This is a genomic window from Nonomuraea terrae, assembly GCF_044465245.1.
Classification (GTDB): domain Bacteria; phylum Actinomycetota; class Actinomycetes; order Streptosporangiales; family Streptosporangiaceae; genus Nonomuraea; species Nonomuraea terrae.
This window is the reverse complement of the sequence record NZ_JBITLL010000002.1, coordinates 798,688-824,067: the sequence shown is the minus strand read 5'-3', so window position 1 is coordinate 824,067 and position 25,380 is coordinate 798,688. Positions and strand designations below refer to the sequence as shown.

Genomic DNA, 25,380 nt, shown 5'->3' with positions numbered 1-25,380 from the left:
CGAGGGGGGATGAGGCGTCCTCGTCAGGGCGTCGTCCGGTGACGGCCGCGCAGCCGGCACCGGAGCGGCCGAGACATCAGGATCACCTCGTGGCGCGACGGGAGGACGACGGCAACGGTGCGGTGGCGCACGGCCGGCTCCTCTCTCTCGTCTCGCGGTCGCGACGATCTTAATCACGCCCGCCCGGCCGGGGGAAGCGGTTTTTCCGGTCGGTTCCACCGCGCGATCTCCAGCGGGTGGCCGCCTTGTCGGGATGATCTGCCGGCGCGACCTCTTGAGGCGATGGCCGCCTGAACGTCACCACGCCGACGTCTGGCTGCCCCCGACGCGCGGGGCGGCCGTCATTTCCGCATGTCGACATAGGTGCGAGACCCCTTCAGGGAAGGACGCGCGCCCATGACGACCTCTCTCGCCCCCGGTTCCCCCAACCCCCTCACACCGGGCCCCGCCGCCACCGGGCCTGCCGGCCCCGTGCTCGGGCGCAACGGCTCCCCCGGGACCGGCCTGGTCGACCCCGGTCCCCTGGGCGGCGGCCGTCTGGGTGACGGCCGCTACACCGTGGGTCTGGCCGTGAGCCCCGGCGACGTCCAGGCCGCCCAGCGGCTGCGGTACGCGGTCTTCGCCGACGAGATGGGAGCGCGGCTCGACAGTCCGGTCTCCGGCCTGGACGCCGACCGGTTCGACGCCTACTGCGATCATCTCGTCGTGCGCGAGGGCCGCGAGGTCGTCGGCACGTACCGGCTGCTGCCCCCCGGACGCGCCGAGCGGCTCTACGCCGACGCGGAGTTCGACCTGTCCGCCCTGGCACCGCTGCGCAAGGACCTGGTGGAGGCCGGCCGTACGTGCGTGCACCCCGACCACCGCGGCGGCACCGTGGTCGCGCTGATGTGGGCCGGGATCGCCCGCTACATGGCGGCCGGGGGCCACCGGTGGCTGGCGGGCTGCTGCTCGGTGCCACTCGACGACGGCGGCACGCTCGCCGCGGCCGTGGCCGGACGAGTGCCCCTGGGACCCGAGGAGTACCGGGTGACGCCGCGCACGCCGTGGCGCTCCCGGCGCGCGGTGCCACCAGGACGGTTCGCCCCTCCCGCACTGCTGCGCGGTTACCTGCGACTCGGCTCGTGGGTGTGCGGGGCGCCGGCGCACGACGCCGACTTCGGCACCGCCGACTTCTTCGTCCTGCTCTCCATGGACCGCGTCAACCCCCGCTACCTCCGTTACTTCCTCTCCGGAGCCCCCCGATGACGGCGGTTCCGCACGTTCTCGGGAGTGGGCCGCACGTCGGCGCGGTCGAGCCCGCCCCGGCCACAGCCGGCGCTCACGTGATCCCCCGGGCTGTCCCAGCGGAAGCCAACCCGTGGCGGCCGCTGGGGCCCTGTACGCCCGCCGCCTGCGTGCGGGCACCTGCCGCCGTCGCGGGGCCGTGCCTGCGCGCCGCCCGCATCGTGGCGGCGTCGCTCGTGGTGCTCGCGGGCGTGCCGGTCGCGCTTGCCTGTCGTGCCGCGTCCCTTCCAGTCCGCGCCCGGGCCACCGGCGCGTGGGCCCGCCTCCTCCTCCACGTCCTCGGCGTCCGCCTCGACGTCACAGCTGAGGCAGTGGGTGGAGGCACGCGGCCGGCCGATGCAAGGAAAGGCACCAGTGACAGCCGACTGCTGGGAGCCGGTGGCGCGGGCGGCAGGGGAGTGGCGGAGAGAGGCGAGGCGGGGACCCTGGTGGTGGCCAATCATGTGTCCTGGCTGGACCCGCTGGTGCTCGCGGCCGTCGTGCCGTCGCGGCCGCTGGCCAAGCGGGAGGTCGGCGGATGGCCGGTGGTCCGGACGCTGGTGGCGGGAGCCGGGGCGCTGCTCATCGAACGGGACCGGCTGCCCGCGCTGCCGCAGGCCGTGGCCGCCGTCGCCGGCGCGCTGGCCGGCGGCGACACGGTGATCGCCTTCCCGGAGGGGACCACGTGGTGCGGGCGCCGTATGGGGCGCTTCCGGCCCGCCGTGTTCCAGGCGGCGATCGACGCGGGCGCCACCGTACGCCCGGTCGCGCTGCGCTACCGCGAGGGCCCGGCGCCCTCCACCCGCGCCTCGTTCGTGGGCGACGACCCGTTGCTCGCCTCCGTCCTGCGGGTGGCCACCACCCGCGGCCTCGTCGCCGAGGTACGGCTGCTCACCCCCGTACGCCCGGCCCATGCGGCGCCGCGCACGCGAGCTCGTGCGGAACTCGCCCGGATCGCCGAGGCCCGGGTACGCGCGGGCCTGCGCGCCCGGTACGGCGACCGGCCGCGGGGAGAAGGCGTTTGATGCTCCAGGACGATGGTAGGTGCGTAGTCAGCAGGGGAAATGGAGATCGCCCCGCTAACGGGAGCCTTCCACCGTGAAGGCGTGAGAAGGCGGTCTCCGCGGTTGAGAGACCGCCGGATCGGGGGAACCCAATGCGCAAGACCCTGACAGGACTGGGCCTCGCGTTCTTCTTGACGCTAGTCCCGACCGCAGCCGCGACGGCCGAAACACCGGCAGATACCGTCGCGCAGACCCAGGTAACACCGGCACCGCAGCCACGGGACGATGGTGGCGGCAACGCCGGCCTGTGGGGCCTGCTCGGCCTGCTAGGCCTGCTGGGCCTCGCCGGCATGCGCAAGCAGCGCCATCAGGTCGGAACCGCCGAACACGTCACGCACCGCGGCCCGCGCCCGTAGCGGGGCCGGCCCCGGCCACCGGCCGGGGTGACTTCCCAGGTGACACGGCTGCCCAACGGGTCAGCCGTGTCACGCGTGGGGTGACGGCCCATCCGAAGGCCACGGAGCCGCGCGTCGCACAGGCGCGCGTGTACGACCACGGGCAGACGCGGAAGTTCCGACCGTGGTCAGACGCGCCGGCAGAGGCGAGTCCGGCACCGTGTTCAGGTGATCGAAGTACGAGAGCTGACCAAACGATACGGTTCGACGCTCGCCCTGGACCGGCTGTCCTTCCAAGCCCGTCCCGGCCGGGTGACCGGCTTTCTGGGGCCCAACGGCGCGGGAAAATCCACCACTTTGCGGGTCATCGTCGGCCTGCACCACGCGACGTCCGGCGTGGCCCTGGTCAACGGGCGCCGATACGCGGACATCCGCCGACCGCTCCACGCGGTGGGCGCGCTGCTCGACGCCGGCGCCGTGCACCCGGGCCGCACCGCGTTCGACCAGCTCGCCTGCCTGGCCCGTAGCCACCGCATCGGCTCCGCGAGGATCACGACGCTGCTGGAGCAGGTGGGACTGCGAGACGTGGCGCACAAGCGCGTCGGGGGGTTCTCGCTCGGCATGCGGCAGCGGCTGGGCATCGCGGCGGCACTGCTGGGCGATCCCGGTGTCGTCCTGCTGGACGAGCCGGTGAACGGCCTGGACGCCGAGGGCATCCGCTGGGTGCGGGACCTGATGCGCACGCTCGCCTCGCAAGGCCGGACGGTCCTGCTGTCCAGTCATGTGATGAGCGAGATGGCGCTGATCGCCGACCACGTCCTCATCGTCGGGCGGGGCAGATTGATCGCCGAGACCTCGATGGAGGACCTCGCCAGGCGCTTCCGCCGCGACGTCCTGGTCCGATCCCCGAGGCGACACGAGCTGGGCAGGATCCTGCGGGCCGCCGGCGCGTCGGTGGCGTTCGAGCCGCAGGGCGCCCTCGCGGTGACGGGCGCCGACCCGGCCACGATCGGCGATCTCGCCGCCGAGCACCGCATCCCGATCCACGAGCTGACGCCGCGCGGCGCCACGCTCGAGGACATCTACCTCGACATGACCGCCCAGGCCGCCGATCACCGCGCGGGCGGCGGAGGAAGCCGATGACCGTCATACCGCCGGCGGGGGAGCCCGCCGCGTCGATGAAGGACGTCGTCGCGGCCGAATGGCTCAAGCTCCGGACGATGCGCTCCACCTGGGCGATCTGGGCCGGAGCGGCCGCGTACACCGTGGTCGGCCTGGTCGTCATCATGATGCACATCGGCTCCTACGACCACGCCCCGCCGGAGGAGCAGGCGACATTCGAGAGCGCCGACCCGGCCGTCGCCGTCATGCCGATCGTGGCGTTCTTCATCGGCTGTCTCGGTGCTCTGGCCATCACCACCGAGTTCTCGACCGGCTCCATCGGTCCCAGCCTGGTCGCGGTCCCTCGGCGGCGGACGCTGCTGGCCGCCAAGTCCGTGGTGGTGGCCTGCGCCGCGTTCGCCGGTGGCGCGCTGTTCGCGGGACTGTCACAGATCGCCGTCCTGTTCCTCCTGGGCGACCGGCCCCCGCCGGTCAATCCCTGGGTCAACTGGTGGGACGCGGTCCCCACCGCGGCCGGTACGGCCTTGGTCACCCTTGCCGCGGGCCTGGTGGCGCTGGGCCTCGGCGCGGTCCTGCGGTCGACGGCCGCGACGGTGGCGGTGGTCGGCGCGCTCACCGTGGTGCTGCCGAGTTTCGCGCATTTCCTGCCGGAGCCCCTCCACCTGCGGGTCGCCTCGGTGCTGATCCCCAACCTCGCTCCCCAGGTCGCAGGCGCCGAGTCGGCGTATCTGCTGTCGCCTCCCGCGGCTCTGGCGGTCCTGACCTTCTATGTGGTCGTGGCGCTGGCGGCAGGAGCACTCTGTCTCTGCCGCCGCGACGCGTGAACCGAAGAGGTCACGGTCGGCACGGCGTTCTAGACTGACCGGCCATGACCGACATTGACGAGCAAGGCCGTCCCGAGCCCCCGCTCGCCGCAGGCGAGCTCGACACCCTCCTGGGCTTCCTCGACTTCCAGCGGGCCACCCTGGAGTGGAAGTGCGCGGGGCTGGACGCCGCCGGGCTCGACTTCACGGTCGGCAAGTCGTCCATGACGCTCGGCGGCATGCTGAAGCACCTGGCGTGGGTCGAGGACCACTGGTTCACCCGCTGGCTGCACGGCCGCCCGATGGGAGCGCCGTGGGACGCGGCCGACTGGGAGGCCGACCGCGACTGGGAGTGGCACTCCGCCGCCGGCGACCCACCCGAGTACCTGCGCGCCCTGTGGGGAGAGGCCGTCGCCCGCTCCCGCGCGGCGGTCGCCGAGGCGCTCGCCGACGGCGGCCTCGACCGCATGGCGCGGCACAGCTGGCCGGACGGCCGCTCGGTCAACCTGCGCTGGATCCTCACTCACATGATCGAGGAGTACGCCCGCCACAACGGCCACGCCGACCTCATCCGCGAGTCGCTGGACGGCCAGACCGGCGAATGACATCCGGCCCTGCCTACACCCGGCGGCGTAGCGGAAGCGGCGACGCCGGGCGGATGCCCGTGCCCGCGTACGGCCTGATCCTGGAGTCCTCGCCAGGGCTTAAGGGGCGGCGTAAGTCGGTCTGAACGAGGTCGTAAGCGCCCTTGAGCACAGTGATTCCAGATCACCGGACAGAAGGGCGCGAAAGACATGAGCCAGCCGTACACCCTCCAGGACGACATCCGCCTCCCGAGCTTCACCGGGATCGTGCACCGGCCGGGCGATCCCGGCTACGACGAGTCCCGCCGCTCGCTGAACCCCTCGGTCGACGCCCGCCCGGCGCTGGTCGCCGAGGCGTACGGGGTGGAGGACCTGCGAGCGGCGCTGCTCGCGGCCCGCGCCCACGGTGTGCCGTTCGCGGTCCAGGCGACCGGCCACGGCACGCACGCCGCCTGCGACGACGGCGTCCTCGTCAGAACGTCCCCGATGGCGTCGGTGCTGGTGGACCCGATCCGCAGGATCGCCCGGGTGGGGCCGGGCGCCCGCTGGGCCGAGGTGATCGCCGCCGCCGCGCCGTTCGGGCTGGCGCCGCTGTCGGGCTCGGCGCCCTCGGTGGGCGTCACCGGCTACACGCTCGGCGGCGGGCTCGGCTGGCTGGCGCGCCGGCACGGCTTCGCCGCCGACAGCGTGGTGCGGGCCGACGTCCTGCTGGCCGACGGCCGGCACGTCACGGCGAGCGCCTCCAGCCACCCCGAGCTGTTCTGGGCGCTGCGCGGCGGCGGGGGCGGGTTCGGCGTGGTGACCGCGCTGGAGTTCCGGCTGTACCCGGTCTCGCAGGTGTTCTCCGGGTTCGCGTACTTCCCCGTCGAGAGGGCGGCCGAGACCCTGGCGGCGTACCGGACGTGGATCGACGACGCCCCCGACGACCTCAGCACCGCCCTGGTGCTCAGGCGCATGCCCGCCGACGCGCCCGAGCAGGTCCGCGACCGCCACGTGCTGATGCTCAAGGTCGTGCACGCGGGCGACGCCGCCGAGGCACGCCGGCTGCTCGCGCCGCTGTGGCGGGCCGCAGGACCGGCGCTGCTGGACGAGACCCGCGCCACCGCGTACGCCGCCACGGCCATGGGCGGCACTCCCAACCGGCACATGGACATGTTCGACACCGTCCCCGACGCGCTGATCGACATCCTGCTGCGCGCCGCCGAGCGGGCGCAGACGGTGGAGATCCGGCACTGGGGCGGCGCCATGGGCCGGCCGGGACCGGACGCGGGCCCGGTCAGCCACCGCTCGACCCGGCTGTCGGTCATCGTGGACACCCCGGTGCCGGGGCTGGCCGAGGAGCTGCGGCCGTACGCGAACGGCGGGACGTTCCTCAACTTCCTGGCCGACCCGTCCCGGACGGCGGCGGCCTACACGACGGGGGACCTGCGCCGGCTGCGCGAGGTCAAGCGGGCCTACGACCCGGACGGCTTCTTCCGCGTCGGCCACGTCGTCCCGGCGTGAAAAGGCTCTTTCGGGTTAGGTAAGGCTAATCTAATATGCCGGGATAAACCTGCGCATAGAGGAGAGACCATGGCCAGTGTCCCGCGACGTACCCTCGCCGTCCTCGGCGCCGCCGTCCTGTTGGGGGCGGGCGCCTGCGGCACCACGGACGCGCCGCCCTCTGGGACGGCCGCCGCCCCCTCCTCCTCCGCGCAAGGGCCCTGGACCTGGACCGACGACCGCGGCAAGCAGATCTCCGTGCCGCAGCGCCCGCAGCGCGTGGTCGCCCAGTCCGGCGCCGCGGCCGCCCTCTGGGACTTCGGCGTGCGTCCCGTCGCCGTCTTCGGCCCGCACCGCCTCAAGGACGGCGGCCGCGACCCCGAGGTGGGCGAGGTCGACATCGCGAAGGTCGAGTCGATCGGCAACGTGTGGGGCGAGTTCAACGTCGAGAAGTACGCCTCGCTCCAGCCCGACCTCCTCGTGGCCGGCATGTACCAGAAGGACACCCTCTGGTACGTCCCGCCGGAGTCGGCCGAGGCCGTCGACCAGATCGCCCCGACGGTCGGCGTGCAGCTCAGCGGCAGGCCCCTGGTCGACATCATCGAGAAGTACGGCGAGCTGGCCGCCGCGCTCGGCGCCGACCCGGAGGCCGCCCCCGTGGTGGCGGCCGAGAAGCGTTTCGAGGACGCGAGCGCGGCCCTCAAGACCCTCGCCGCCGAGCGCCCCGGCCTCTCGGTGATGATCGTCACCGGCACGCCCGAGTCGCTGTACGTCGCGTACCTGCCCGACCACCCCGACATCGCGTACTGGGGGGAGCTCGGCCTGGACATCGTCTACCCGGAGAGGCCCACCGAGAGCGAGGGCGGCTTCTGGGAGGTGCTGAGCTGGGAGAACGCCGACAAGTACCAGGCCGACGTGATCCTCGTGGACGCCCGCGCGCAGTCGATGAAGATCGAGGAGATGGCGGAGAAGCCGACCTGGGCCCAGCTGCCGGCCGTCAAGGCCGGTCAGCTCCACCCGTGGCACGCCGCCGAGCGCTACAGCTACCTCGGCTACGCCCAGGTCATGGAGGAGCTCAAGACCCACCTGGAGAAGTCACGCGACGACGTCGTCTCCGAGTGAGACGTCACGGTGACGCCTCCGCGCGAGACGTCAGGTGACCGGGACGATCTCCGCTCGCGCGAGGACGCCGTCCTCGACGGTGAGCAGGCCGATCGTGCCGTGCGGCTGGCGGCGGCGGTCGGTGGGGGAGCCGGGGTTGAAGATGCGCAGGCCCTCGCCCGACTCGTCGAGCGGGATGTGCGAGTGACCGAAGACGACCAGGTCCGCGTGCGGGAACCGGCGCCGCATGCGGGCCAGGCGGCCCTTCGCCGGGCCGCTGTCGTGGATCATGCCGACCCGCAGGCCGTCGAGGGTCAGCTGGAGCGTCTCCGGCGCCTCGACGTCGGGGCCGTCGTTGTTGCCCTTGACGACGTGCACGGGCGCGTACGCGGCCAGCTCCGCCAGCACGGACGGCACGCAGACGTCGCCGGCGTGCAGGATGACGTCCGCGCCGCGCAGGTGCTCGGCCACGCGCGGCGGGCACGAGCGCCAGCGCCTGGGCGCGTGCGTGTCGGACAGGGCGACCACTCTCACCCCGTCACCCCTGCCCACCGGACGCCGGTGCTCCCACCTCGTCCCTGAGCAGCGACCCGACCCAGGCGTCCACCCGGACCCCGCGGTGGACCAGCCGGCCGCGCAGCGTCCCCTCGATCGTGAACCCCGCCTTCTCGGCGACCCGCCGCGAGGCCGTGTTCCCGACCTCGGCCCGCCACTCGATCAGCTCCAGCGGGCGGGCGGCGAAGGCCCACCGGCACGCGGCGCGTACCGACTCCGTCGCCACCCCGCGCCCACGCGCCCGCGGATCGACCCAGTAGCCGATCTCGGCCGTGCCGTCCTCCCGCAGCCCCAGGCCGACCCGCCCGAGCCGGTCCCCCGTGCCGGCGTCCGCCGCGAGGAACTCCAGCCGGCGTCCGTCGCGCCAGCCGTCGATGGCGAGGCTCTCGACGAAGAAGGCGGCGTGTTCCGGCAGGTACGGCGACGGCACGCCGACGTGGTGCAGCACCGCCGGATCACGCGAGACCTCGTACACCCAGGGGATGTCGTCCGGGGTGAAGCGCCGCAGGGTCAGCCGCCCGGCGTCGATCACGGCGCGTACAGGTCGTCCAGCCACGCCTTCCAGCGCGGCCCCTCGCCGGCCGCGTCGCCGAAGAGCGCGTGGGCGGCGATCATGGTGCCGCCGAAGCCCTGGAGGAAGCGGTAGAGGCCGTCGCCGGAGCGGATGCCGAGAGTCTGGGAGTTGCGGTGGTAGACGACGCCCTCGACGGAGCCGGGGCCGAAGCGCACACGGTCGCCGGGGGAGGGCGGGCCGCCCAGGGCGGCGTGCAGCCTCTCCCAGGCGCGCGGCCAGTCGCTCACCGGCGGGCCGAACTCGGTGACCGGCGTAGCCGTGCGGCCCGCGAAGTGCGTCAGGTATTCGACCAGCGTCGCGAAGTACACCTCCAGGCCCCTCGACATGGCCTCGAACTCGTCCTGCCAGTCGTCGCCCGGCAGGAACCCGCTGGTCACCATGCGCACGAGCGTGCTGCCGCGGTCGCGGCCCTCGATCATGAACTCGTACGCCACGAAACGCCCGTCGTCGCCCCGCTCGCTGGTGTGGGTGAAGCGCTTGAGCGGCTCGGTCTCGGTCACCGTGGACGCGGGCATCTCGACCGGCCCGAACGCGGTGCGCACCACTCCTTCGGCGACCTCGCTGCGGCCCATGAACCACGAGTCGATGCCGGGCCCGGTCGTGATGGCCTCCCACACCTCCTCGAGGGTCGCGCCGACCTCGGCCTCCTGGGGGAGCTCGAACTCCTGCCCCACGTCAGCGCTCCTTCACGGCGGGGTGGACGGCGACGACCAGGCGATGGTCGCGCCCGCCTTCAGCGGACTCGTCATGATATTTGCTGACCAGGGCGGTCACGCACTGCGTCAGCTCCTCCGCGAACGCGGCCCGGTCCGCCGCCGACGCGAAGCGCACCTCGCCGTCGAGGGCGAACGTCGCCACCCGCTTCTGCGCCTTGGCCGCTCCGGTGAGAAGGGTGCCGACGTCGCGTACGAGCTGGGCGGCCAGCGCCAGCAACCAGCGCGCCGACAGCCGATCGGGTGAACGCCCCGGGTCGGGCTGCACGGACGCGAGCGCGGTCGGGGAGATCACGAAGGAGGCGGCCGTGGCCTGCATCACCCGCTCGGTGACGTTGCCCTTCTTGCGCTCCTCGACCAGCTCCACCAGGCCGTGTTTCTCCAGCGTGCGCAGATGGTAGTTGACCTTCTGCCTGGCCAGCCCGACCTTGGCCGCCAGGGACGTGGCCGAGCCCGGCTCCACCAGCTCGGCCAGCAGTTTCGACCGCATGGGGTCGAGCGACGCCTCGGCCGCCGCCGGGTCCTCGATCACCGCGACTTCGTGCATGCCAGCACCATCGCACCGAACAAAAAAGTTGTCAAGATAGCCTGGACGCCCGCTCCTCCAGGTAGCGCTGCTCCGGCAGGCTCGTCGTCAGCCGCGCCGCCTCGCGGTAGGCGGCCACCGCCGCCGCCTCGTCACCCGCCATCTCCAGCAGGTGAGCCCGTACGGAGACCAGCCGGTGGTGGTGCGCCATGCGCGCGTCGGCGGCCAGGTCGTCGAGCCGCTCGATCCCGGCCCGCGGGCCGTGCACCATGGCCACCGCCACCGCCTGGTTGAGCCGGACCACCGGGTTGTCCTCGATCGCCGCCAGCACGTCGTACAGAGCCAGGATCTGCGCCCAGTCGGTCTTCCCCGCTGTGGGCGCCTCGTCGTGCACCGCCGCGATGGCCGCCTGCAGCTGGTACGGGCCCACCGCCGAGCTGGACAGCGCCCCGGTGACCAGCGCGACACCCTCCTCGACGAGTGCGTGGTCCCACAGGTCGCGGTCCTGCTCGGCCAGCGGGATCAGCCGCCCGTCGGGGCCGGTGCGGGCGGGCCGGCGCGCCTCGGTGAGCAGCATGAGCGCCAGCAGCCCCGCGACCTCGCCGTCGTCCGGCAGCAGCCGGTGCACGGCGCGGGCCAGCCGGATCGCCTCCCGGGTCAGCTCCGGCCGGTGCAGGTCGGGCCCGGACGTGGCGGTGTAGCCCTCGTTGAAGATCAGATACAGGACGTGGAGCACCACCCGCAGCCGCTCGGCCCGCTCGCTCTCCTGCGGCATCCCGAACGTCGCCCCGGCCGCCTTGACGCGCTGCTTGGCCCGGCTGATGCGCTGCGCCATCGTCGCCTCCGGCACCAGGAACGCCCCGGCGATCTGGGCCGTGGTCAGCCCGCCCACGGCCCGCAGCGTGAGCGCGAGCTGCGAGGGCGGCGACAACGCGGGATGGCAGCACAGGAACAGCAGCGTCAGCGTGTCGTCCCGGTCGCCGTGGCGCTCGTCGCCGGGCGCGGGCGCCACGAACGTGTCGGCCGGCACGCTCACCGCCACGCTCTCCTCGCGGCGCCGGCGCGCGTGCTCGCTGCGTACGTGGTCGACGACCCGGCGGGAGGCGACCGTGATCAGCCAGGCCCGCGGGTTGTCCGGCAGGCCGTCACGGGGCCACTGGACGGCGGCGTCGAGCATCGCCTCCTGGACGGCGTCCTCGCAGGCGTCGAACTGCTCGTAGCGGCGCACGAGCGTGCCCAGCACCTGCGGCACCAGCTCACGCAGCAGGCCTTCGACGTCGGTCACCGGCTCATCCTAGAAGGGGACCGAACCAGATCAGCTCCTGACCGTGCTGCCGGGTCCAGGCCAGCGGCCTGCCGTCGAGGGCGAGGAGGTGGTAGAGCGCTTCGCCGCGCGGCTCCGGCATCCCGGCGTGGGGCAGCACGGCCGGCGCCTCGTTGGCGATCCAGTGGCCGGGCAGGCGGCGTACGAGCTCGGTGAACTCCGCCCGCCTGGGCGGCGGCACGTGGTACAGCACCGAGCTGTGGAACACCACCAGCGTCGCCTCCGCCGGGGCCCGCGCCGCGAGGGCGGGCAGGTCGTCGACCAGGTCGCCGCGCACGAGCCGCGGCGGGTCCGCCGCGGCGACGGCCGCCGCCGCGCGCAGCCGGGCGCGGCGGTGGGTGTGTTCCGGCCAGATGAGGGCGTCGAGCCAGGCGAGATCGGCCGGATCGCGCACGTCGAGCGGGTTCAGGTCGAGGCCGGCCCGCCACACCACGCGCGGCAGGACGACGGGCGGGGCCAGGCCGGTGAGCCGGCAGTCGAGGACCGGTTCGCCGGCGCCGACCAGGTGGTCGCCGTAGCGGTAGGCGTACCGGTCGGGATAGAGGCACAGCCCCGCCGACGCGCCCACCTCCAGCAGCGCCAGCGGCTGCGGCAACGCGGTGAGCGCCGGCAGCAGCACGGCGCAGCGCCCGGCCTCGTTCGTCTGGGTGACCCGGGCGCGGATCTCGGCCTCCACCCGCGCCCAGTGCGTCAGCGCGTAGTCGCGGAACGCCGCCGGGTCCTCGACCGGCCCGCCGAGCAGCCGGACGACACCGAAGAGCAGGTTGGGCTGCCGCTTGGCCGGCGGCAGCGTGCCGAGCCTGGCCAGCAGCGCGGCGTCGCGCGACACCGCGAACGCCAGCCGTTCGTACGTGGGCGACACCCCGTGCGCCTCCCGCACGGCGAACTCGGCGTACGTCGAAGCCGTCGTCATACCCCCATGGTCCCAGCCTCGTCTCCGCGAACCGGTCTAGGCTCAGGGTCGTGCCTGAACCGGATCTTGACGCGATCGCCGCGCGGCTCGCCGCGGTGCCCGGGGTGGTGGCCGTGGCGCTGGGCGGCAGCCGGGCCCGGGGCACCCACCGGCCCGACTCCGACATCGACCTCGGCCTCTACTACCGGGGCCGGCTCGCCGTCGCGGAGTTGCGGGCGCTGGCCAGGGACCTGACCGGCGAGGACACCGGCGTGACGGAGCCGGGCGGCTGGGGACCGTGGGTGGACGGCGGCGGCTGGCTCACCGTGGACGGGTGGCGCGTCGACTGGATCTACCGCGACCTCGACCGGGTGCGCCGCGTCTGGCACGACTGCCGGGAGGGCCGCTACGAGATCGGCTTCCAGGTCGGCCACCCGCTCGGCTTCTACTCCCACGTCTACGCCGGGGAGGTGGCCCTGTGCCGGGTGCTCGCCGATCCCTCCGGCGAGCTGACCGCCCTGCGCGCGCAGGCCGCGCACTATCCGCCCGCGCTGCGGGAAGCCCTGGTCGGCGGCCTGTGGGAGAGCGACTTCGCCCTGGCCACGGCGAGGTACGCGGCGGCCGGTCGCGACCCGGCGTACGCCGCGGCGACGCTGTTCCGCGCGCTCGGCGTGGCCTGCCACGCCCTGCACGCGGCCGACGGCGCCTGGCTCGTCAACGAGAAGGGCATGATCGCGTCGGCCGGCCGGTTGCCGTCGGCTCCGGAGCGGTTCGGCGAGCGGGCTCAGGCGCTGCTCGCGGCGATCGGCGGCACCCCGGAGGAGATCGGCCGCACCATCGACGCCGCCACCGCCCTCATCGCGGAGGTCCGCGCCGCCTGCACCCGTTGAGATGCGTTTTCCATAAACGCAGGAGAATGCTTATTTGACGTAATTTGTCAAGTGATCTGGACGGCCCCTGTTCGGGCGCATATTTTCGGGGAGCCGGCATTTCGGCACCCTCGTCAAAGGAGCCCCATGAACGATCAGCCTTCCCAGGACCAGGGACTCACCCGGCGGCGGGCACTCGCGGGAGCGGCGGCCCTCGGCAGCACCCCGTTCGTCATCGGAGCGGCCCCCGCGGCCTCGGCGACGACCGGCCGCGACGGCCGGGAACCCACCGCCGACTTACGCCGCATGCTGCGCGAGATCAGCGCGGCCAACATCAGGCGGACGGTCATGAAGCTCGTCTCGTTCGGCACCCGCAACACCCTCTCCGCGCAGGACGACCCCACCCGCGGCATCGGCGCCGCCAGGGACTGGCTGTTCGAGGAGTTCAAGAAGGCCGCGGCGCCGTCCGGCGGCCGGATGACCGTGGAGCTGCAGACGTTCGTGCAGCCGGCCCAGCCGCCGCGCTACCCGCAGCCGACGCCGGTCACCAACGTCGTGGCGACGTTGCGCGGCGCCCAGTCCGAGTCGGCCGGCCGTACCTACGTGGTGAGCGGCCACTACGACTCGATGCCCACCCGGGTCGCCGACTTCCAGAGCGACGCGCCGGGCGCCAACGACGACGCCTCCGGCGTGGCCGCCGTGCTGGAGATGGCCAGGGTGATGGCGACGCGGACGTTCGACGCGACCATCGTCTTCATGGCCGTCGCCGGCGAGGAGCAGGGCCTGTGGGGCTCCACCTACTTCGCCGAGCAGGCCAAACAGCAGAACGTCAACATCGCCGGCATGTTCACCAACGACATCATCGGCAGCTCCGTCGGTCAGAACGGCATCCGCGACCCGTACACGGTGCGGATCTTCGCCGAGGGGCTGGCGGAGACCCCGTCGGCGGCCGAGGCCGACTGGCGGCGGTTCGGCGGCGGCGAGACCGAGTCGGCCGCCCGCCAGCTCGCGCGGTTCGTCAAGGAGGTCGCCGAGAACGACGCGACCCGCATGAAGGTGAAGATGATCTACCGCCGTGACCGGTTCGGGCGGGGCGGCGACCACATGCCGTTCCTGGAGCGGGGGTATGCGGCGGCGCGGTTCACCGAGACCAACGAGGACTGGCGCCACCAGCACCAGGACGTCCGCGTCGAGGACGGCGTGCAGTTCGGCGACCTGCCGGAATACTGCGACTTCGACTACATCGCCCGGGTCGCCCGGGTGAACGCCATCTCGCTCGCCTCGCTGGCGCTCGCTCCCGCCGCTCCCGCCGGCGCCGTGATGGACTCGGGCGGCTTCGACACCGACACCACGCTCACCTGGATCGCCAACACCGAGCCCGATGTGGCCGGCTACGAGGTCGTGATGCGGGCGACGACGGATCCGGAATGGACGAAGACCATCGAGGTCGGCGACGTCACCACGGTCACCCTGAAGAATCTCTTCAAGGACAACCATTTCTTCGGCGTACGGGCGGTCGACAAGTCGGGCAACCGCAGCCCGGTGAGTTTCCCCGGCCGCGCCTGAGAGAACCGGCGATTTCACCCTGGAAAAAAATTGTTCCAGGGTGAAATCAATGGAGTTTCACCGCCTTTTCCCGCCGGCGGCCGCCTCGCGGCGGGAACGGGCCAGAGCGAGCCCGCCGAGTGCCATGGCGATCAGCCCCACCACCACGGCCACGACGCCCCCGACGATTCCGTAGCCGGTGCCGGGGCCGCCCTCGGCGGCGGCCACGACCACGCCGCCGACGACCGCGCCGGCCAGCCCCGCCGCCACCGCCACGAAGGCCCCCTTCCTCCCGGTGCCGTTGCCGATGCGACCGGCGGAGCGGGCCAGGGCCAGCCCGCCGACGGCCGCGCCGGCCAGCCCCAGCAGCGCGGCGGCGAAGGACCAGAGACGCCCGGCGCTCATGGCGTAGGCACCGGCGGGGTCCAGCTGGACCGAGGCCAGCGCGGCTTCTGTCACCGCAACGAATCGGACGGACATGAGGTGCTCCTTCTCCCGCGACTTCACCCGCGACTTCACCCGCGACTTCACCCGCGACTTCACCCGCGACTTCTCCAGCGACTTCTCCTGCGACTGGACGTGACTTGAGCATGTCCGCCGGCCCCGCCGTCCGTCGTCCGGCAGGTGTGGACACTTCGTGCTGCCGCCGATGCCGCAGCCGGCTGCCGCGGGCGCCGCAGGAGGCGCGAGAGTACCGCGCGTGCGGTAGCCGGCCGATACGCCGCGCGCAGGAGTCGCCCGCGCGGACATCCGGATAATGTGCGCGCATGAGCACACGGTGGTCCGGTGTCAGCGACTGGCTGATCGCCGTCGGCGTGGCGGCGACGCTGCTGGTCACCGGGCTGTCCGGGTCGCACTCCGCCACGTACCCCGACCTGTTCGGCTACGCGTCGCTGGTGGCCGGCGGCCTGGTGCTGGCCGCGCGCCGCCGGGCTCCGGTCGCCGTGCTGGCCGTCACCGGGCTGTGCGCGGTGGGTCACCAGGCGGCCGGCTTCGACGTGCCCGCCGTCGCGTACCTGGTCGCGGTGTACACCGCCGTGCGGGCGGGACACCGCGCCGTCACGGTGGCGGCGAGCGTGGCCATGCTGGCCCTGCTTCCCCTCGCGGCCATGGCCTCCGGGCTGCACGACACGGGGGAGGCGTTCGCGCAGGCCCGGGGCGCGCTCGAGCTGGCCTGGCTGATCGCGGCCGGCGCCGCGGGCGAAGCGCTGCGGCAGGCCGAGCGGCGGGCGGAGGAGGCGGAGCGCACGCGGGAGGAGACGGCGCGGCGCCGTGCCGACGAGGAGCGGCTGCACATCGCGCGGGAGCTGCACGATTCGCTCACCCATCAGATTTCGATCGTCAAGGTGCAGGCCGAAGTCGCCGTCCACGTGGCCCGCAGGCGCGGCGAACACGTGCCGGAGGCCCTGCTCGCGATCCAGGAGGCCGGACGGGAGGCCGCCCGGGAGCTGCGCGCGACCCTGCAGGCGCTGCGCGACGACGACACGACCCCGCCGCGTGGGCTCGACGACGTCCCGGAGCTGGTGGAACGCGCCCGCGCCATCGGCCTGGACGCGACGCTGACGATCGAAGGGCGGCGACCCGACGTGCCGGCCGCGGTGAGCCGGACCGTCTACCGCATCGTCCAGGAGTCGCTCACCAACGTCGCCCGGCACGCCGCCGCCGCCACCGCGTCCGTCCGGATCGACTGCCGCCCGGACTCCGTCGCGATCCGCGTCGACGACGACGGCAAGGCCACGCCGGACACCGTCGCCGTGCCCGGCGTCGGGCTGCTCGGGATGCGCGAACGTGTCACCGCCTTGGGCGGCCGCCTGCGCGCGGAGCCGCGCGGCGAGGGAGGCTTCACCGTCCAGGCCGAACTCCCCGTGGAGCGGACGCCGTGATCCGTGTCCTGCTGGTCGACGACCAGCCGCTGCTGCGCAGCGGATTCCGCGCGCTGCTCGACCTCGAAGACGACATCGAGGTGGTGGCCGAGGCCGGCGACGGCCTGGAGGGCCTGACCCTGGTCAGGAAACATCTGCCCGACGTCGCTCTCCTCGACATCCAGATGCCGGTCGTCGACGGCATCGAGGCGACCCGGCGCATCGCCGCCGATCCGGCCCTGGCCGGGGTGCACGTCGTCATCCTGACGAACTACGGCTTCGACGAGTACGTCTTCGACGCGCTGCGCGCCGGCGCGGCCGGATTCCTGGTCAAGGACATCGTGCCCGAAGACTTCCTGCACGCCGTACGCGTCGCCGCGCGCGGCGACGCGCTGCTCGCCCCGTCGATCACCCGCAAGCTCATCGACAGGTACGTCACCCAGCCGGTCGGCACCGGCGCCGGGCTGGAAGAGCTGACCAACCGCGAACGCGAGGCCGTCGCCCTGGTCGCTCGGGGCCTGTCCAACGACCAGATCGCCGACCACATGGTGATCAGCCCGCTGACCGCGAAAACGCACATCAACCGCGCCATGGGCAAGCTCGGTGCCCGCGACCGCGCTCAGCTCGTGGTCTTCGCCTACGAATCCGGCCTGGTGGTCCCGCCCGGCTCCTGACAGCTTCGCCGGTGGCCGCTACCAGGGCACCGGGCCGTCCGCGCTGAAGAACCCGGCGGTCGGTCCGTCCGCGTCGAGCGTGGCCAGGCGGGCCACGACCGCGGCGCCCTGCGCGGGGGTGAGGAACCCGGTGTGGTTGTTGATCTCCGTGTCGACGAAGCCGGGGTCGGCCGCGTTGACCAGGAAGCCGTCCTTGCCCAACTCGTTGGCGTACTGCACGGTCAGCGCGTTCAGGGCGGTCTTGGACGGCGCGTACGCGGCGGAGGACACCAGGCTCGCCAGCGGGCCGTCCGGATCGCCGGCGATGGTCAGCGATCCGGCGGAGCTGCTCACGTTGACGATGCGCGGTGCCGGCGACCGTCGCAGCAGCGGCAGCATGGCGTTGGTCACCGCGATCACCCCGAACACGTTCGTCTCGAACACCGCCCGGACCATGTCCAGATCGACGGAGCTCGGGATCTGGTCGACGGCGTCCTCGGGCGAGACCTGCCCGGAGCCGGTGATGCCGGCGTTGTTGACCAGCACGTCGAGATGGCCCAAACGCTCCTCGACCAGCCTCGCCGCCTGCTCGACGGTGGACGGGTCGGTGACGTCCAGGGCGACCGCGTGCGCGACGCCGCCGGCCGCCCGCACCGCCGCGGCGGTCTCCTCGCCGCGCCGCGGGTCCCTGGCGCCGATGAGGACCGTCATGCCCAGCGCGGCGAGCCGCTCGGCGGTCGCGCGGCCGATGCCCTTGTTCGCCCCGGTGATCAACGCCACCTGTGTGGTGTGCTCGTTCATGCCCAAGCTCCTGTCCGAAGGGGTCTGTCGCTCTTGCGACGAGACAGCCGGGCCTTCTGTGACATGGGAGCGCGACACGCCGGTGATCAACGATGTCCTCTTATGCGACATGGACGACACCCGGCATCGAGCAGGCGATCGGCCGCGCCGGCCGCGCGGGCTGAACCGCCCAGGGTTCAGGCGTAGTGCGGGACGTTCTGGGCGGCCCAGCCGGCGAGGACGTTCGCGCAGTCGGCGATGCTCTCCCGCCAGCTCTTCGCCGCCCCGTCGCCGGCGTCGTCGCTGACGTGCTTGACGATGCGCAGCGGCACGCCGGCCTGGTGGGCGGCCGTCGCCAGGGCGTAGCCCTCCATGTCGACCAGCTGCGCGTGCTCCGCCAGGCGGGCGCGCGCGGCCTCGTCGGCGATGAACGAGTCGCCGGTGGCCAGGGTCGCGCCGCCGGCCTCGGGGAGCGTCAGGGGAGCGCCGTAGACGTCGCCGGTGAGGCTCTGCAGGATCGCGCTGTCCAGGTCGTGCTGCATGACCGTGCCGACGAGGTGCGTGCCGGTCCAGCCCGGACGCAGGGCGCCCGCGGTGCCGAGGTTGACGACGAGCGACGGCAGCGGGCCGCGGGCGAGCGCCGCCGCCAGCGCGGTCGCGGCGTTGACCTTGCCCATCCCGGTCAGCAGGACGGGCAGGGACGTATCGAGGAACTGTGCCTCTTCCTTGACCGCCAGCACGAGCAGAGGACGGTCACTGGAGATCTGTCCGGTTAGTTGCATGGGCAGTACAGTACGCACCCACACAAATCCCTAAATTTCGGGATAACCCCAAGCTCGTGCCGAATTGTGCAATCCGGGCAAATTATCCGCTCAGAGTACAATCGGGGAGCAAGGCATGAACAGGCCATCGGATGACTCCGGTGCGGATGACCGTACGAGAGAAGGTGCGTCATGCCTGAGAACAGGGGTGTTGTCTACGAGGGTCCGGGCAAGGTGGAGGTCCGCGAAGTCGGCTATCCCGACTTCGAGCTCAAGGACGGCCCGGGCGTCAATCCGGCCAACGTGGGACGCAAACTCCCGCACGCGGCGATCATCAAGACCGTCGCGACCAACATCTGCGGCAGCGACCAGCACATGGTCCGCGGCCGTACCACCGCCCCGCACGGGCTGGTGCTCGGTCACGAGATCACCGGCGAGGTGATCGAGACCGGTCCCGATGTCGAATACATCAAGACCGGCGACCTGGTGTCCGTGCCGTTCAACATTTCCTGCGGACGCTGCCGTAATTGCAAGGCACGCAAGACCGACATCTGCGAGAACGTCAACCCCGACCGGCCCGGCTCGGCGTACGGCTACGTCGACATGGGCGGCTGGGTCGGCGGTCAGGCCGACTTCGCGCTGGTCCCCTACGCCGACTGGAACCTGCTGAAGTTCCCGGACAAGGACCAGGCCATGGAGAAGATGCTCGACCTGGCCATGCTCGCGGACATCTTCCCGACCGGGTTCCACGGCTGCGTGTCGGCGGGCGTGCAGCCGGGCTCCACGGTGTACGTCGCCGGCGCCGGCCCGGTGGGGCTGGCCGCGGCCGCCTCGGCGTTCCTGCTCGGGGCCGCCGTCGTCATCGTCGGCGACCTCAACAAGCAGCGGCTCGAACAGGCCCGCAGCTTCGGCTGCGAGACCGTGGACGTGTCGCAGGGCGCCCCGGAGGACCAGATCGAGCAGATCCTCGGCGTGCCCGAGGTCGACTGCGCCGTCGACGCCGTGGGCTTCGAGGCCCGCGGCCACGGGCCCGACTCGGGGCAGGAGCAGCCGGCGACCGTGCTCAACTCGCTCATGGGCCTGACCAGGGCGGGCGGCGCGCTCGGCATCCCCGGCCTGTACGTCACCGGCGACCCGGGAGCGCACGACGAGGCCGCCAAGCACGGCTCGCTGTCGCTGCGGCTGGGCCTCGGCTGGTCGAAGTCGCTCGCCTTCACCACCGGCCAGTGCCCGGTCATGAGGTACAACCGCCAGCTGATGATGGCGATCCTGCACGACCGGGTGCAGATCGCCAAGGCCGTCAACGCCACGTCGATCCCGCTGGAGATGGCCCCGCAGGGCTACCACGAGTTCGACGAGGGTGCCGCGCGCAAGTACGTGCTCGACCCGCACGGCATGCTCGCCAAGGCCGCCTGACGGTGTTCCGTCCGGGTGGCCGGGCGACCGGTCACTCGGACAGGGCCGTGCGCAGCTTGGCGAGCACGGACCGCAGGATGCGGGAGACGTGCATCTGGGAGATGCCGAACTCCTTGGCGATCTCCGACTGCGTCATGTTGCCGTAGAAGCGCATCAGGAGGATGTTCTTCTCGCGGTGCGGCAGGGCGTCGATGAGCGGCTTGACCGCGTGCTTGTCCAGCAGCGTGTTGAGCGACTCGTCCTGCGCCGGGAGGAAGTCGCTGAGCTCGGCCGCGTCGTCGTCGCCGCCGGTGACGGGCGCGTCGAGCGACAGCGCGGAGTACGCGGTCGACGCTTCGAGGGAGAGCAGCACGTCCTCTTCCGAGATGCCCATCTTCGCGGCCAGCTCGGCCACGGTGGGGGAATGGCCGAGGGTCTGGGTGAGCTCGGCGGTGGCCTTGTTGAGCTCGATGCGGCGTTCCTGGTAGACGCGCGGGACGCGTACCGCCCAGGTGCGGTCGCGGAAGTGCCGCTTGACCTCGCCCATCATGGTGATCATCGCGTAGCCCCTGAACTCGTGGCCCAGGGTGGGGTCGTAGCCGTTGACGGCCTTCATCAGGCCGACGTAGGCCGCCTGGCGCAGGTCCTCCATCGGCTCGCCGCGGTAGCGGTAGCGCCGGGTGACCTCTGCCACGAGCCCTTCGTGCATCTGCACCAGGCGTTCGCGGATGCGTTCGGCCTCCAGCTCGGAGACGCCGGGGTCGGCCAGGTCGGCGAGGAGTTCTTCGGCGGTGAGCTGCTCGAGTTCGACGGTAAGGACGGACATTGCTGCTCCCGTAAGGTGCGGCGGCCTCCGCCCACGAGAAAAAGCCCAGGCAGAGGCACGCGTTTGTTGCGCGTGAACGAAGCCCTCTGCTGGACTTCACGATCAAGCATTCCCCTGTGCCGGGAAGATTCACCTCCATAAGGTCACAAAAAGATTACGAAGCCAATGGCCACCGCTGGAGAAGCCGCGCCCGTCTCCGCGGAGAGGACCTGACAGGCGGCGCATCCGCCGGTCGGCGCCGCGACGTGGCCCGGCTGACGTCGCGGGCCGGGTAAACGCTCGCCGGGTCAAAGATCGGCCGGAACCGGGTAAAGGTGTGCCCGGACGGGCGACAGGAGCCGCCTTCGCGGCGGGCGGCGTCTCTAGACTCCCGGCCCATAACGCATCCGTACCACGTCATGGGCACCGCCCGGGGAGTCGGCCCAATGATCACGGTAGTCATCTTCGGCCTCCTGGCCATCTGCGCCCTCGAGATCGTGCTCGGCCTGGTCCTGGCCGGCTTCGCGGTCGCGGAACTCGTCACCTACCTCCGCCGTCATCCGCAGGGTCCCGCGGGCGGCGTACGGCGGCTGGCCACGTCCGCGCGGGCCATCTGGCCCGCCGCCCGGCGGGTCCTCGCCCGGCGTACGGGAACCCGCCTGGTCCGGTGGCGGCGGGCCGGCGGACGGCCCGCCTCGGGGAGCACCTCGGGCCCGGCCGTCCGCCGGCCCGCCGCCGCCCGAGGCGCCCGGCCACGCCCCCCGCGCCAGGACCGCACCCGCCTGCGCTGACCGGCGGCCGGGCGCAGGGTTCAGAGGAGGCCCGCCTGGTGGGCGAGCAGGCCCGCCTGGGTGCGGTTGGCCAGGCCGAGCTTGTCCAGCAGACGCGAGACGTAGCTCTTGACCGTGGTCTCCGACAGGAAGAGGCGGGCCGCGATCTCGCCGTTGGTCAGGCCCTCACCGAGGCAGCCGAGCACGTCGCGCTCACGGTCGCTCAGCGCGGCCACCTTGGCGCGTACGGCCTGGCGGGCGTCGTCCGTGCGCGCCGAGCGCGAGACGAGGTGACGGGCCGCCGACGGTGACAGCACGGTGTGGCCCTGGGCCGCGACCTTGACGAGGTCGAGCAGGTCCTCCGGCGGCGTGGACTTCACCAGGAAGCCGCCGGCTCCCGCCTCCAGCGCCCTCAGGACGTGGGCGTCGGAGTCGAACGTGGTCAGCGCGACCACCACCGGCGGGGTGCTCAACCTGGCGATCTCGGCGGTCGCGGTGATGCCGTCCACGCCCGGCATCCTGATGTCCATCAGCACGACGTCGGGGGCCGTACGCAGCACCGCCTCCACCGCCTCCGCCCCGTCCTCGGCCTCCGCCACCACCTCGATCTCGCCTGCCGAGGCGAGGATCGTCCGGAGGTGCCGGCGGACCATGGGGTCGTCGTCGGCCACGAGCACCTTGATCATGTCGCCTCCCGTCCGTGCCACCCGGCAGGGACATCCTGCCCGCCGGCGTCCTGCCCGGTCTCCGTGGGGACGGCGGCGGGGAGAGTGGCGGCGACGCGGAAACCGCCGTCCGGCGTGGGGGCCGCGGTGAGGGCGCCGCCGAGCAGGGTGACGCGGCGCCGCAGCCCGTCGAGGCCCATGCCCGAGCCACTCGCCGCCAGCTCGGAGGCGGCCACAGGCGGGGTGTTGCTGACCGTGACGGTCATGGTGTGGTCGCCGTAGGCGAGCTCGACCTGCACCCGCGTGCCGGGCGCGTGCTTCCTCGCGTTGGTCAGCGCTTCCTGCAGCACCCGGTACGCGGTCCGCGCGATCGCCGGAGTCACCGCCCCCGGCCGGCCGGTGACGCGCAGGGTGGTCGGGTTCCCTGCTGCGACGGCCCCGTGGACCAGGGTGCCGAGGTCGGAGGAGGTCAGCGTCACACGCGTCCGCTCCCCGGGCTCCTGGGGCCGGTCGTGGCCGCGGCGCAGGATGCCGATCAGGTCGCGCAACTCCGTGAGCGTGCGGGCGCCCGCGTCGCGGATGTGCTCGGCGGCGGACCGGACGGCGTGGTCGGTGGTCGAGACCTTCAGCGCGCCGGCGGCCAGGACGATCTCCGTGACGTGATGGGTGACGATGTCGTGCATCTCCCCGGCCAGCCGCTGCCGCTCACCCGCCTTGGCCCGCTCGGCCAGCAGGTGCCGCTCCCGTTCTGCGCTCTCCGCCTGCGCGGCGAGCAGCCGTCGCTCCCGTTCGGCGCTCTCCGCCCTGTCCCGCAACGAGCTCACCAGTTCGCGGCGGGCGCGGACGTACAGACCGAGCACGGCGGGCAGGACCGTCGTGGTGAGACCGGCGTACACCGTCTCCCAGTCCGGGGCCCACGGCCGGACGGCGGCCAGCGCCAGCACCGTCACGTACGTCAGCGTCTCCCGGCGCGGCAGCCCGTGGGCCAGGAACCACACGATCACCGGCGCGCACAGCGGCGCGGTCACCGGCGTGACCTGCTCGACCGGGGTGAACGTCCCGGCCGCCAGCGTGTCCCCGACGGCCGCCACCACCGTCGCCGCGCACGCCACCAGCGCCACCGCCCGGGGGAAGCGGCCGACGAAGGGCAGGCAGGCGTCCACGGCCAGGCTGAGCACCAGCCCGGCGGCCGGGCCGAGGGGACCGCTGGTGCGCTGGACGTTCCGGTGGAGGGCCAGGTCGAGCAGCATGAACGCGACCATGGCGAGGACCAGGAAGGCCTGAGCCCTCCTGGCCTCGTTCGCCTGGGGTGGGAGAGTCACGGTCGGTCGAACAGGTCACATCGGGGCGCGTGCGCGGTGGCGGTGCTGCCCGGGCGCTCGGTGATCAGGCGGGCCACCGGCTCGCCGCCCTGCCAGCGGGGCCAGGCCTTGCCGCCCGACGCCGGCGTGCCGGTCCGCGCGAACGTGGTCCAGGCGGCCACCATATCCCGGGCCACCGACCGCTGGGTCGCCGTGAGCGGGACGAGTCTGCCGTCGAGGTTGATCGGCTTCTCCTTGACGTCGAAGAGGTACGCCAGCTCCGAGGCGTGCCCCGCGCCGGCCGGGAAGCCCGGCAGGGTCGGGATGAACGGGGGCGCGGTGTCGTCGCCGAAGACGTACGCGTACACCTTGGCGCGCTTCGCGAGGGCGTCCTGGGCGGCGGCATGAGGGCAGGAGAAGATCGCATCCGTGTACGGCGCCGCCCACGCCTCGCTCGCGGTGCCGTACCGGTCGCGGGGATAGCGGCGGGTGACCTCGTCCGCCCGGTCGCCGAAGCCCTGGCGGAGCAGGCCGGGCAGGTCGTCGTCGGTGATCGGCCTGCCGAGCAGGCCCATCACCCCGGCCATCATCAGGGCCTCCTCGGACGTGTGGCCGGACAACACCGGCACCCGGGCGAAGTCCCCGTCGCGCAGCGCCTCGCCGGGGGCGACGGGAAGGGTGCGGCCGCCGTACGACGCCGACGTGAAGTACTCGGTCAGGTCCAGCAGTTCCCTGACCGGCTTGGCGCGCAGGCACTCCAGCGTCCTGGCGGCGTCACGGCAGCCGGCCCGCCGGGCGGCCGTCCGGGTGGCGGCGTACGTCTCCTTCAGCGGCCGCCAGTACGGGATCCTCGGCGTGCCGGGGGCGGCCGCGTTCGGCAGCAGGACGGTGCCGCACGTGCCGCTCTGGATGATCGCCTTGTGGAACAGGCCGCGGCCGGCGGGGGAGGTGAGGTGGCCGCAGGTGGCGATGCCGCCGCCCGACTCGCCGAACAACGTCACGTTCCCGGCGTCGCCCCCGAAGGCCGCCGCGTTCCGCCGTACCCAGCGCAGGGCCGCCTGTTGGTCCTGCAGCCCGAACGTGCCCCCGCCGGGCATCCCGGGCATGGCCAGGTACCCGAGCACGCCGAGCCGGAACTCCACGGTGACCACCACGACGTCGCCCTGGGCGACGAGGCGGCGCGGGTCGTAGTCGGAGCCCCGGCCCGCGTTGAACCCGCCGCCGTGCAGCCAGACCATCACCGGCCTCGGCATCCTGGCCGCCTTCTTCGGTACGGTCACGTCGAGCGTGAGGCAGTCCTCGGCCTCGCTGCTCTCCTTCGGGTTGTCGCTCGCCTGCGGGCAGGCCGGGCCGGAGCTTGCCGCGGGCACGACGCCCTGCCACGGGGCGACGGGCCGGGGCGGTTGCCAGCGCAGCTCGCCGACGGGCGGCTGCGCGTACCGGACACCCCGAAATCTCACGACATTTCCGTCTTCGATCCCCCGAATCCACCCGCTGTCCAGCCTCACCTCAGTCCCGCCCCGGGCCGGAACGCCGGCAACCGCCTGGTCGCCTTCCGTCCGGGCCGCCCCGCACCCCTGGGTGAGCAGGAGCGCGAGCGCGCCCAGGACGGCTCTGCCTCGTCGTGCATCCATGA

General features: G+C 72.9%; 27 protein-coding genes. 14 read left to right on the top strand and 13 right to left on the bottom strand.

Translation table 11 applies throughout. From position 1 onward, the window contains the following. The first annotated feature begins 396 nt into the window (after positions 1-396). From ACIBP6_RS10240 to ACIBP6_RS10205, 8 genes are all read left to right on the top strand, one after another. A complete protein-coding gene (locus tag ACIBP6_RS10240; protein ID WP_397050730.1) occupies positions 397-1,245 on the top strand; it encodes a GNAT family N-acetyltransferase in 849 nt (282 codons plus the stop codon). Between the two features lie 149 nt (positions 1,246-1,394). Continuing rightward, the gene (locus tag ACIBP6_RS10235) at positions 1,395-2,288 is read left to right on the top strand and encodes a lysophospholipid acyltransferase family protein (RefSeq protein WP_397050728.1); all 894 of its coding nucleotides are present in this window, start codon (positions 1,395-1,397) and stop codon (positions 2,286-2,288) included. 131 nt (positions 2,289-2,419) lie between these two features. Then, positions 2,420-2,683: a WGxxGxxG family protein gene (locus ACIBP6_RS10230; protein ID WP_132619269.1), complete on the top strand. Its 264-nt coding sequence runs from the start codon at positions 2,420-2,422 to the stop codon at positions 2,681-2,683. 207 nt (positions 2,684-2,890) lie between these two features. Continuing rightward, entirely contained in the window at positions 2,891-3,805 is a 915-nt protein-coding gene (locus ACIBP6_RS10225; RefSeq protein ID WP_397050726.1) for an ABC transporter ATP-binding protein, read from the top strand. Then, positions 3,802-4,608: an ABC transporter permease gene (locus tag ACIBP6_RS10220; protein WP_397050725.1), complete on the top strand. Its 807-nt coding sequence runs from the start codon at positions 3,802-3,804 to the stop codon at positions 4,606-4,608. Before ACIBP6_RS10225 ends, ACIBP6_RS10220 begins: the two co-directional genes overlap by 4 nt. A gap of 44 nt (positions 4,609-4,652) precedes the next feature. Continuing rightward, the gene (locus ACIBP6_RS10215; RefSeq protein ID WP_397050723.1) at positions 4,653-5,192 is read left to right on the top strand and encodes a DinB family protein; all 540 of its coding nucleotides are present in this window, start codon (positions 4,653-4,655) and stop codon (positions 5,190-5,192) included. A gap of 189 nt (positions 5,193-5,381) precedes the next feature. Continuing rightward, entirely contained in the window at positions 5,382-6,674 is a 1,293-nt protein-coding gene (locus ACIBP6_RS10210; RefSeq protein WP_397050721.1) for an FAD-binding oxidoreductase, read from the top strand. A gap of 69 nt (positions 6,675-6,743) precedes the next feature. Continuing rightward, a complete protein-coding gene (locus tag ACIBP6_RS10205) occupies positions 6,744-7,775 on the top strand; it encodes an ABC transporter substrate-binding protein (protein ID WP_397050719.1) in 1,032 nt (343 codons plus the stop codon). A 30-nt stretch (positions 7,776-7,805) separates the two neighbouring features. Here ACIBP6_RS10205 and ACIBP6_RS10200 read toward each other — a convergent pair whose 3' ends face one another. Genes ACIBP6_RS10200 through ACIBP6_RS10175 form a run of 6 tightly spaced genes read right to left on the bottom strand, consistent with a single transcriptional unit; the run spans position 7,806 to position 12,359 of the window. Continuing rightward, on the bottom strand, positions 7,806-8,288 hold the full coding sequence (locus ACIBP6_RS10200; protein WP_397050717.1) for a metallophosphoesterase family protein: 483 nt from the start codon (positions 8,286-8,288) through the stop codon (positions 7,806-7,808). 4 nt (positions 8,289-8,292) lie between these two features. Beyond that, positions 8,293-8,865 (bottom strand): GNAT family N-acetyltransferase, encoded by a 573-nt coding sequence (locus ACIBP6_RS10195; RefSeq protein ID WP_397050715.1) that lies wholly within the window; start codon positions 8,863-8,865, stop codon positions 8,293-8,295. Next, positions 8,838-9,557, bottom strand: coding sequence for an SRPBCC domain-containing protein (locus ACIBP6_RS10190; RefSeq protein ID WP_397050713.1), 720 nt, complete (start codon positions 9,555-9,557; stop codon positions 8,838-8,840). Before ACIBP6_RS10190 ends, ACIBP6_RS10195 begins: the two co-directional genes overlap by 28 nt. 1 nt (position 9,558) lies before the next feature. Further along, positions 9,559-10,143: an ArsR/SmtB family transcription factor gene (locus ACIBP6_RS10185; protein ID WP_397050711.1), complete on the bottom strand. Its 585-nt coding sequence runs from the start codon at positions 10,141-10,143 to the stop codon at positions 9,559-9,561. Between the two features lie 31 nt (positions 10,144-10,174). Further along, positions 10,175-11,407 (bottom strand): RNA polymerase sigma factor, encoded by a 1,233-nt coding sequence (locus ACIBP6_RS10180; RefSeq protein WP_397050709.1) that lies wholly within the window; start codon positions 11,405-11,407, stop codon positions 10,175-10,177. 4 nt (positions 11,408-11,411) lie between these two features. Further along, complete coding sequence (locus tag ACIBP6_RS10175) at positions 11,412-12,359, bottom strand: DUF2332 domain-containing protein (RefSeq protein WP_397050707.1); 948 nt, start codon at positions 12,357-12,359, stop codon at positions 11,412-11,414. A 50-nt stretch (positions 12,360-12,409) separates the two neighbouring features. On the opposite strand from ACIBP6_RS10175, the gene ACIBP6_RS10170 reads away from it, so the two are divergent. Further along, positions 12,410-13,228 carry a nucleotidyltransferase domain-containing protein gene (locus ACIBP6_RS10170; RefSeq protein WP_397050705.1) on the top strand — a complete coding sequence of 273 codons (819 nt, stop codon included), beginning with the start codon at positions 12,410-12,412 and terminating at the stop codon, positions 13,226-13,228. A gap of 126 nt (positions 13,229-13,354) precedes the next feature. Continuing rightward, positions 13,355-14,773 (top strand): M20/M25/M40 family metallo-hydrolase, encoded by a 1,419-nt coding sequence (locus tag ACIBP6_RS10165; RefSeq protein WP_397050703.1) that lies wholly within the window; start codon positions 13,355-13,357, stop codon positions 14,771-14,773. A 57-nt stretch (positions 14,774-14,830) separates the two neighbouring features. Here the strand turns inward: ACIBP6_RS10165 and ACIBP6_RS10160 are convergent, their stop codons facing one another. Next, positions 14,831-15,232 carry a DUF6223 family protein gene (locus tag ACIBP6_RS10160; RefSeq protein ID WP_397050701.1) on the bottom strand — a complete coding sequence of 134 codons (402 nt, stop codon included), beginning with the start codon at positions 15,230-15,232 and terminating at the stop codon, positions 14,831-14,833. 287 nt (positions 15,233-15,519) lie between these two features. Between ACIBP6_RS10160 and ACIBP6_RS10155 the strand changes: the two genes are divergently transcribed. Next, entirely contained in the window at positions 15,520-16,635 is a 1,116-nt protein-coding gene (locus tag ACIBP6_RS10155; RefSeq protein WP_397050699.1) for a sensor histidine kinase, read from the top strand. Next, positions 16,632-17,288, top strand: a complete 657-nt coding sequence (locus ACIBP6_RS10150) for a response regulator (RefSeq protein ID WP_397050697.1) — start codon at positions 16,632-16,634, stop codon at positions 17,286-17,288. The genes ACIBP6_RS10155 and ACIBP6_RS10150 overlap by 4 nt, the downstream gene beginning before the upstream one ends. A gap of 18 nt (positions 17,289-17,306) precedes the next feature. Here the strand turns inward: ACIBP6_RS10150 and ACIBP6_RS10145 are convergent, their stop codons facing one another. After that, positions 17,307-18,068 carry an SDR family NAD(P)-dependent oxidoreductase gene (locus ACIBP6_RS10145; RefSeq protein ID WP_397050695.1) on the bottom strand — a complete coding sequence of 254 codons (762 nt, stop codon included), beginning with the start codon at positions 18,066-18,068 and terminating at the stop codon, positions 17,307-17,309. Between the two features lie 176 nt (positions 18,069-18,244). Further along, positions 18,245-18,829: a nucleosidase gene (locus ACIBP6_RS10140; RefSeq protein WP_397050693.1), complete on the bottom strand. Its 585-nt coding sequence runs from the start codon at positions 18,827-18,829 to the stop codon at positions 18,245-18,247. Positions 18,830-19,000: 171 nt separating this feature from the next. On the opposite strand from ACIBP6_RS10140, the gene fdhA reads away from it, so the two are divergent. After that, positions 19,001-20,224, top strand: coding sequence for a formaldehyde dehydrogenase, glutathione-independent (gene fdhA, locus ACIBP6_RS10135; RefSeq protein ID WP_397050691.1), 1,224 nt, complete (start codon positions 19,001-19,003; stop codon positions 20,222-20,224). A gap of 31 nt (positions 20,225-20,255) precedes the next feature. Here fdhA and ACIBP6_RS10130 read toward each other — a convergent pair whose 3' ends face one another. Beyond that, positions 20,256-21,029 carry a SigB/SigF/SigG family RNA polymerase sigma factor gene (locus tag ACIBP6_RS10130; protein WP_132619232.1) on the bottom strand — a complete coding sequence of 258 codons (774 nt, stop codon included), beginning with the start codon at positions 21,027-21,029 and terminating at the stop codon, positions 20,256-20,258. Between the two features lie 425 nt (positions 21,030-21,454). On the opposite strand from ACIBP6_RS10130, the gene ACIBP6_RS10125 reads away from it, so the two are divergent. Beyond that, entirely contained in the window at positions 21,455-21,799 is a 345-nt protein-coding gene (locus tag ACIBP6_RS10125) for a hypothetical protein (protein ID WP_397050689.1), read from the top strand. 20 nt (positions 21,800-21,819) lie between these two features. Here ACIBP6_RS10125 and ACIBP6_RS10120 read toward each other — a convergent pair whose 3' ends face one another. Genes ACIBP6_RS10120 through ACIBP6_RS10110 form a run of 3 tightly spaced genes read right to left on the bottom strand, consistent with a single transcriptional unit; the run spans position 21,820 to position 25,378 of the window. Further along, entirely contained in the window at positions 21,820-22,464 is a 645-nt protein-coding gene (locus ACIBP6_RS10120) for a response regulator (protein WP_397050688.1), read from the bottom strand. Continuing rightward, complete coding sequence (locus ACIBP6_RS10115) at positions 22,461-23,765, bottom strand: sensor histidine kinase (RefSeq protein WP_397050686.1); 1,305 nt, start codon at positions 23,763-23,765, stop codon at positions 22,461-22,463. The genes ACIBP6_RS10120 and ACIBP6_RS10115 overlap by 4 nt, the downstream gene beginning before the upstream one ends. Further along, positions 23,762-25,378, bottom strand: a complete 1,617-nt coding sequence (locus tag ACIBP6_RS10110) for a carboxylesterase/lipase family protein (RefSeq protein ID WP_397050684.1) — start codon at positions 25,376-25,378, stop codon at positions 23,762-23,764. The genes ACIBP6_RS10115 and ACIBP6_RS10110 overlap by 4 nt, the downstream gene beginning before the upstream one ends. Between the last annotated feature and the right edge of the window lie 2 nt (positions 25,379-25,380).

Excerpts from the sequence above, each read along its gene's own strand:
- ACIBP6_RS10240 (WP_397050730.1), top strand. The coding sequence starts at position 397 with ATGACGACCTCTCTCGCCCCCGGTTCCCCCAACCCCCTCACACCGGGC.
- ACIBP6_RS10230 (WP_132619269.1), top strand. The coding sequence starts at position 2,420 with ATGCGCAAGACCCTGACAGGACTGGGCCTCGCGTTCTTCTTGACGCTA.
- ACIBP6_RS10220 (WP_397050725.1), top strand. The coding sequence starts at position 3,802 with ATGACCGTCATACCGCCGGCGGGGGAGCCCGCCGCGTCGATGAAGGAC.
- ACIBP6_RS10215 (WP_397050723.1), top strand. The coding sequence starts at position 4,653 with ATGACCGACATTGACGAGCAAGGCCGTCCCGAGCCCCCGCTCGCCGCA.
- ACIBP6_RS10210 (WP_397050721.1), top strand. The coding sequence starts at position 5,382 with ATGAGCCAGCCGTACACCCTCCAGGACGACATCCGCCTCCCGAGCTTC.
- ACIBP6_RS10205 (WP_397050719.1), top strand. The coding sequence starts at position 6,744 with ATGGCCAGTGTCCCGCGACGTACCCTCGCCGTCCTCGGCGCCGCCGTC.
- ACIBP6_RS10185 (WP_397050711.1), bottom strand. The coding sequence starts at position 10,143 with ATGCACGAAGTCGCGGTGATCGAGGACCCGGCGGCGGCCGAGGCGTCG.
- ACIBP6_RS10175 (WP_397050707.1), bottom strand. The coding sequence starts at position 12,359 with ATGACGACGGCTTCGACGTACGCCGAGTTCGCCGTGCGGGAGGCGCAC.
- ACIBP6_RS10165 (WP_397050703.1), top strand. The coding sequence starts at position 13,355 with ATGAACGATCAGCCTTCCCAGGACCAGGGACTCACCCGGCGGCGGGCA.
- ACIBP6_RS10160 (WP_397050701.1), bottom strand. The coding sequence starts at position 15,232 with ATGTCCGTCCGATTCGTTGCGGTGACAGAAGCCGCGCTGGCCTCGGTC.
- ACIBP6_RS10155 (WP_397050699.1), top strand. The coding sequence starts at position 15,520 with ATGAGCACACGGTGGTCCGGTGTCAGCGACTGGCTGATCGCCGTCGGC.
- ACIBP6_RS10145 (WP_397050695.1), bottom strand. The coding sequence starts at position 18,068 with ATGAACGAGCACACCACACAGGTGGCGTTGATCACCGGGGCGAACAAG.
- ACIBP6_RS10140 (WP_397050693.1), bottom strand. The coding sequence starts at position 18,829 with ATGCAACTAACCGGACAGATCTCCAGTGACCGTCCTCTGCTCGTGCTG.
- fdhA (WP_397050691.1), top strand. The coding sequence starts at position 19,001 with ATGCCTGAGAACAGGGGTGTTGTCTACGAGGGTCCGGGCAAGGTGGAG.
- ACIBP6_RS10130 (WP_132619232.1), bottom strand. The coding sequence starts at position 21,029 with ATGTCCGTCCTTACCGTCGAACTCGAGCAGCTCACCGCCGAAGAACTC.
- ACIBP6_RS10125 (WP_397050689.1), top strand. The coding sequence starts at position 21,455 with ATGATCACGGTAGTCATCTTCGGCCTCCTGGCCATCTGCGCCCTCGAG.
- ACIBP6_RS10120 (WP_397050688.1), bottom strand. The coding sequence starts at position 22,464 with ATGATCAAGGTGCTCGTGGCCGACGACGACCCCATGGTCCGCCGGCAC.
- ACIBP6_RS10110 (WP_397050684.1), bottom strand. The coding sequence starts at position 25,378 with ATGGATGCACGACGAGGCAGAGCCGTCCTGGGCGCGCTCGCGCTCCTG.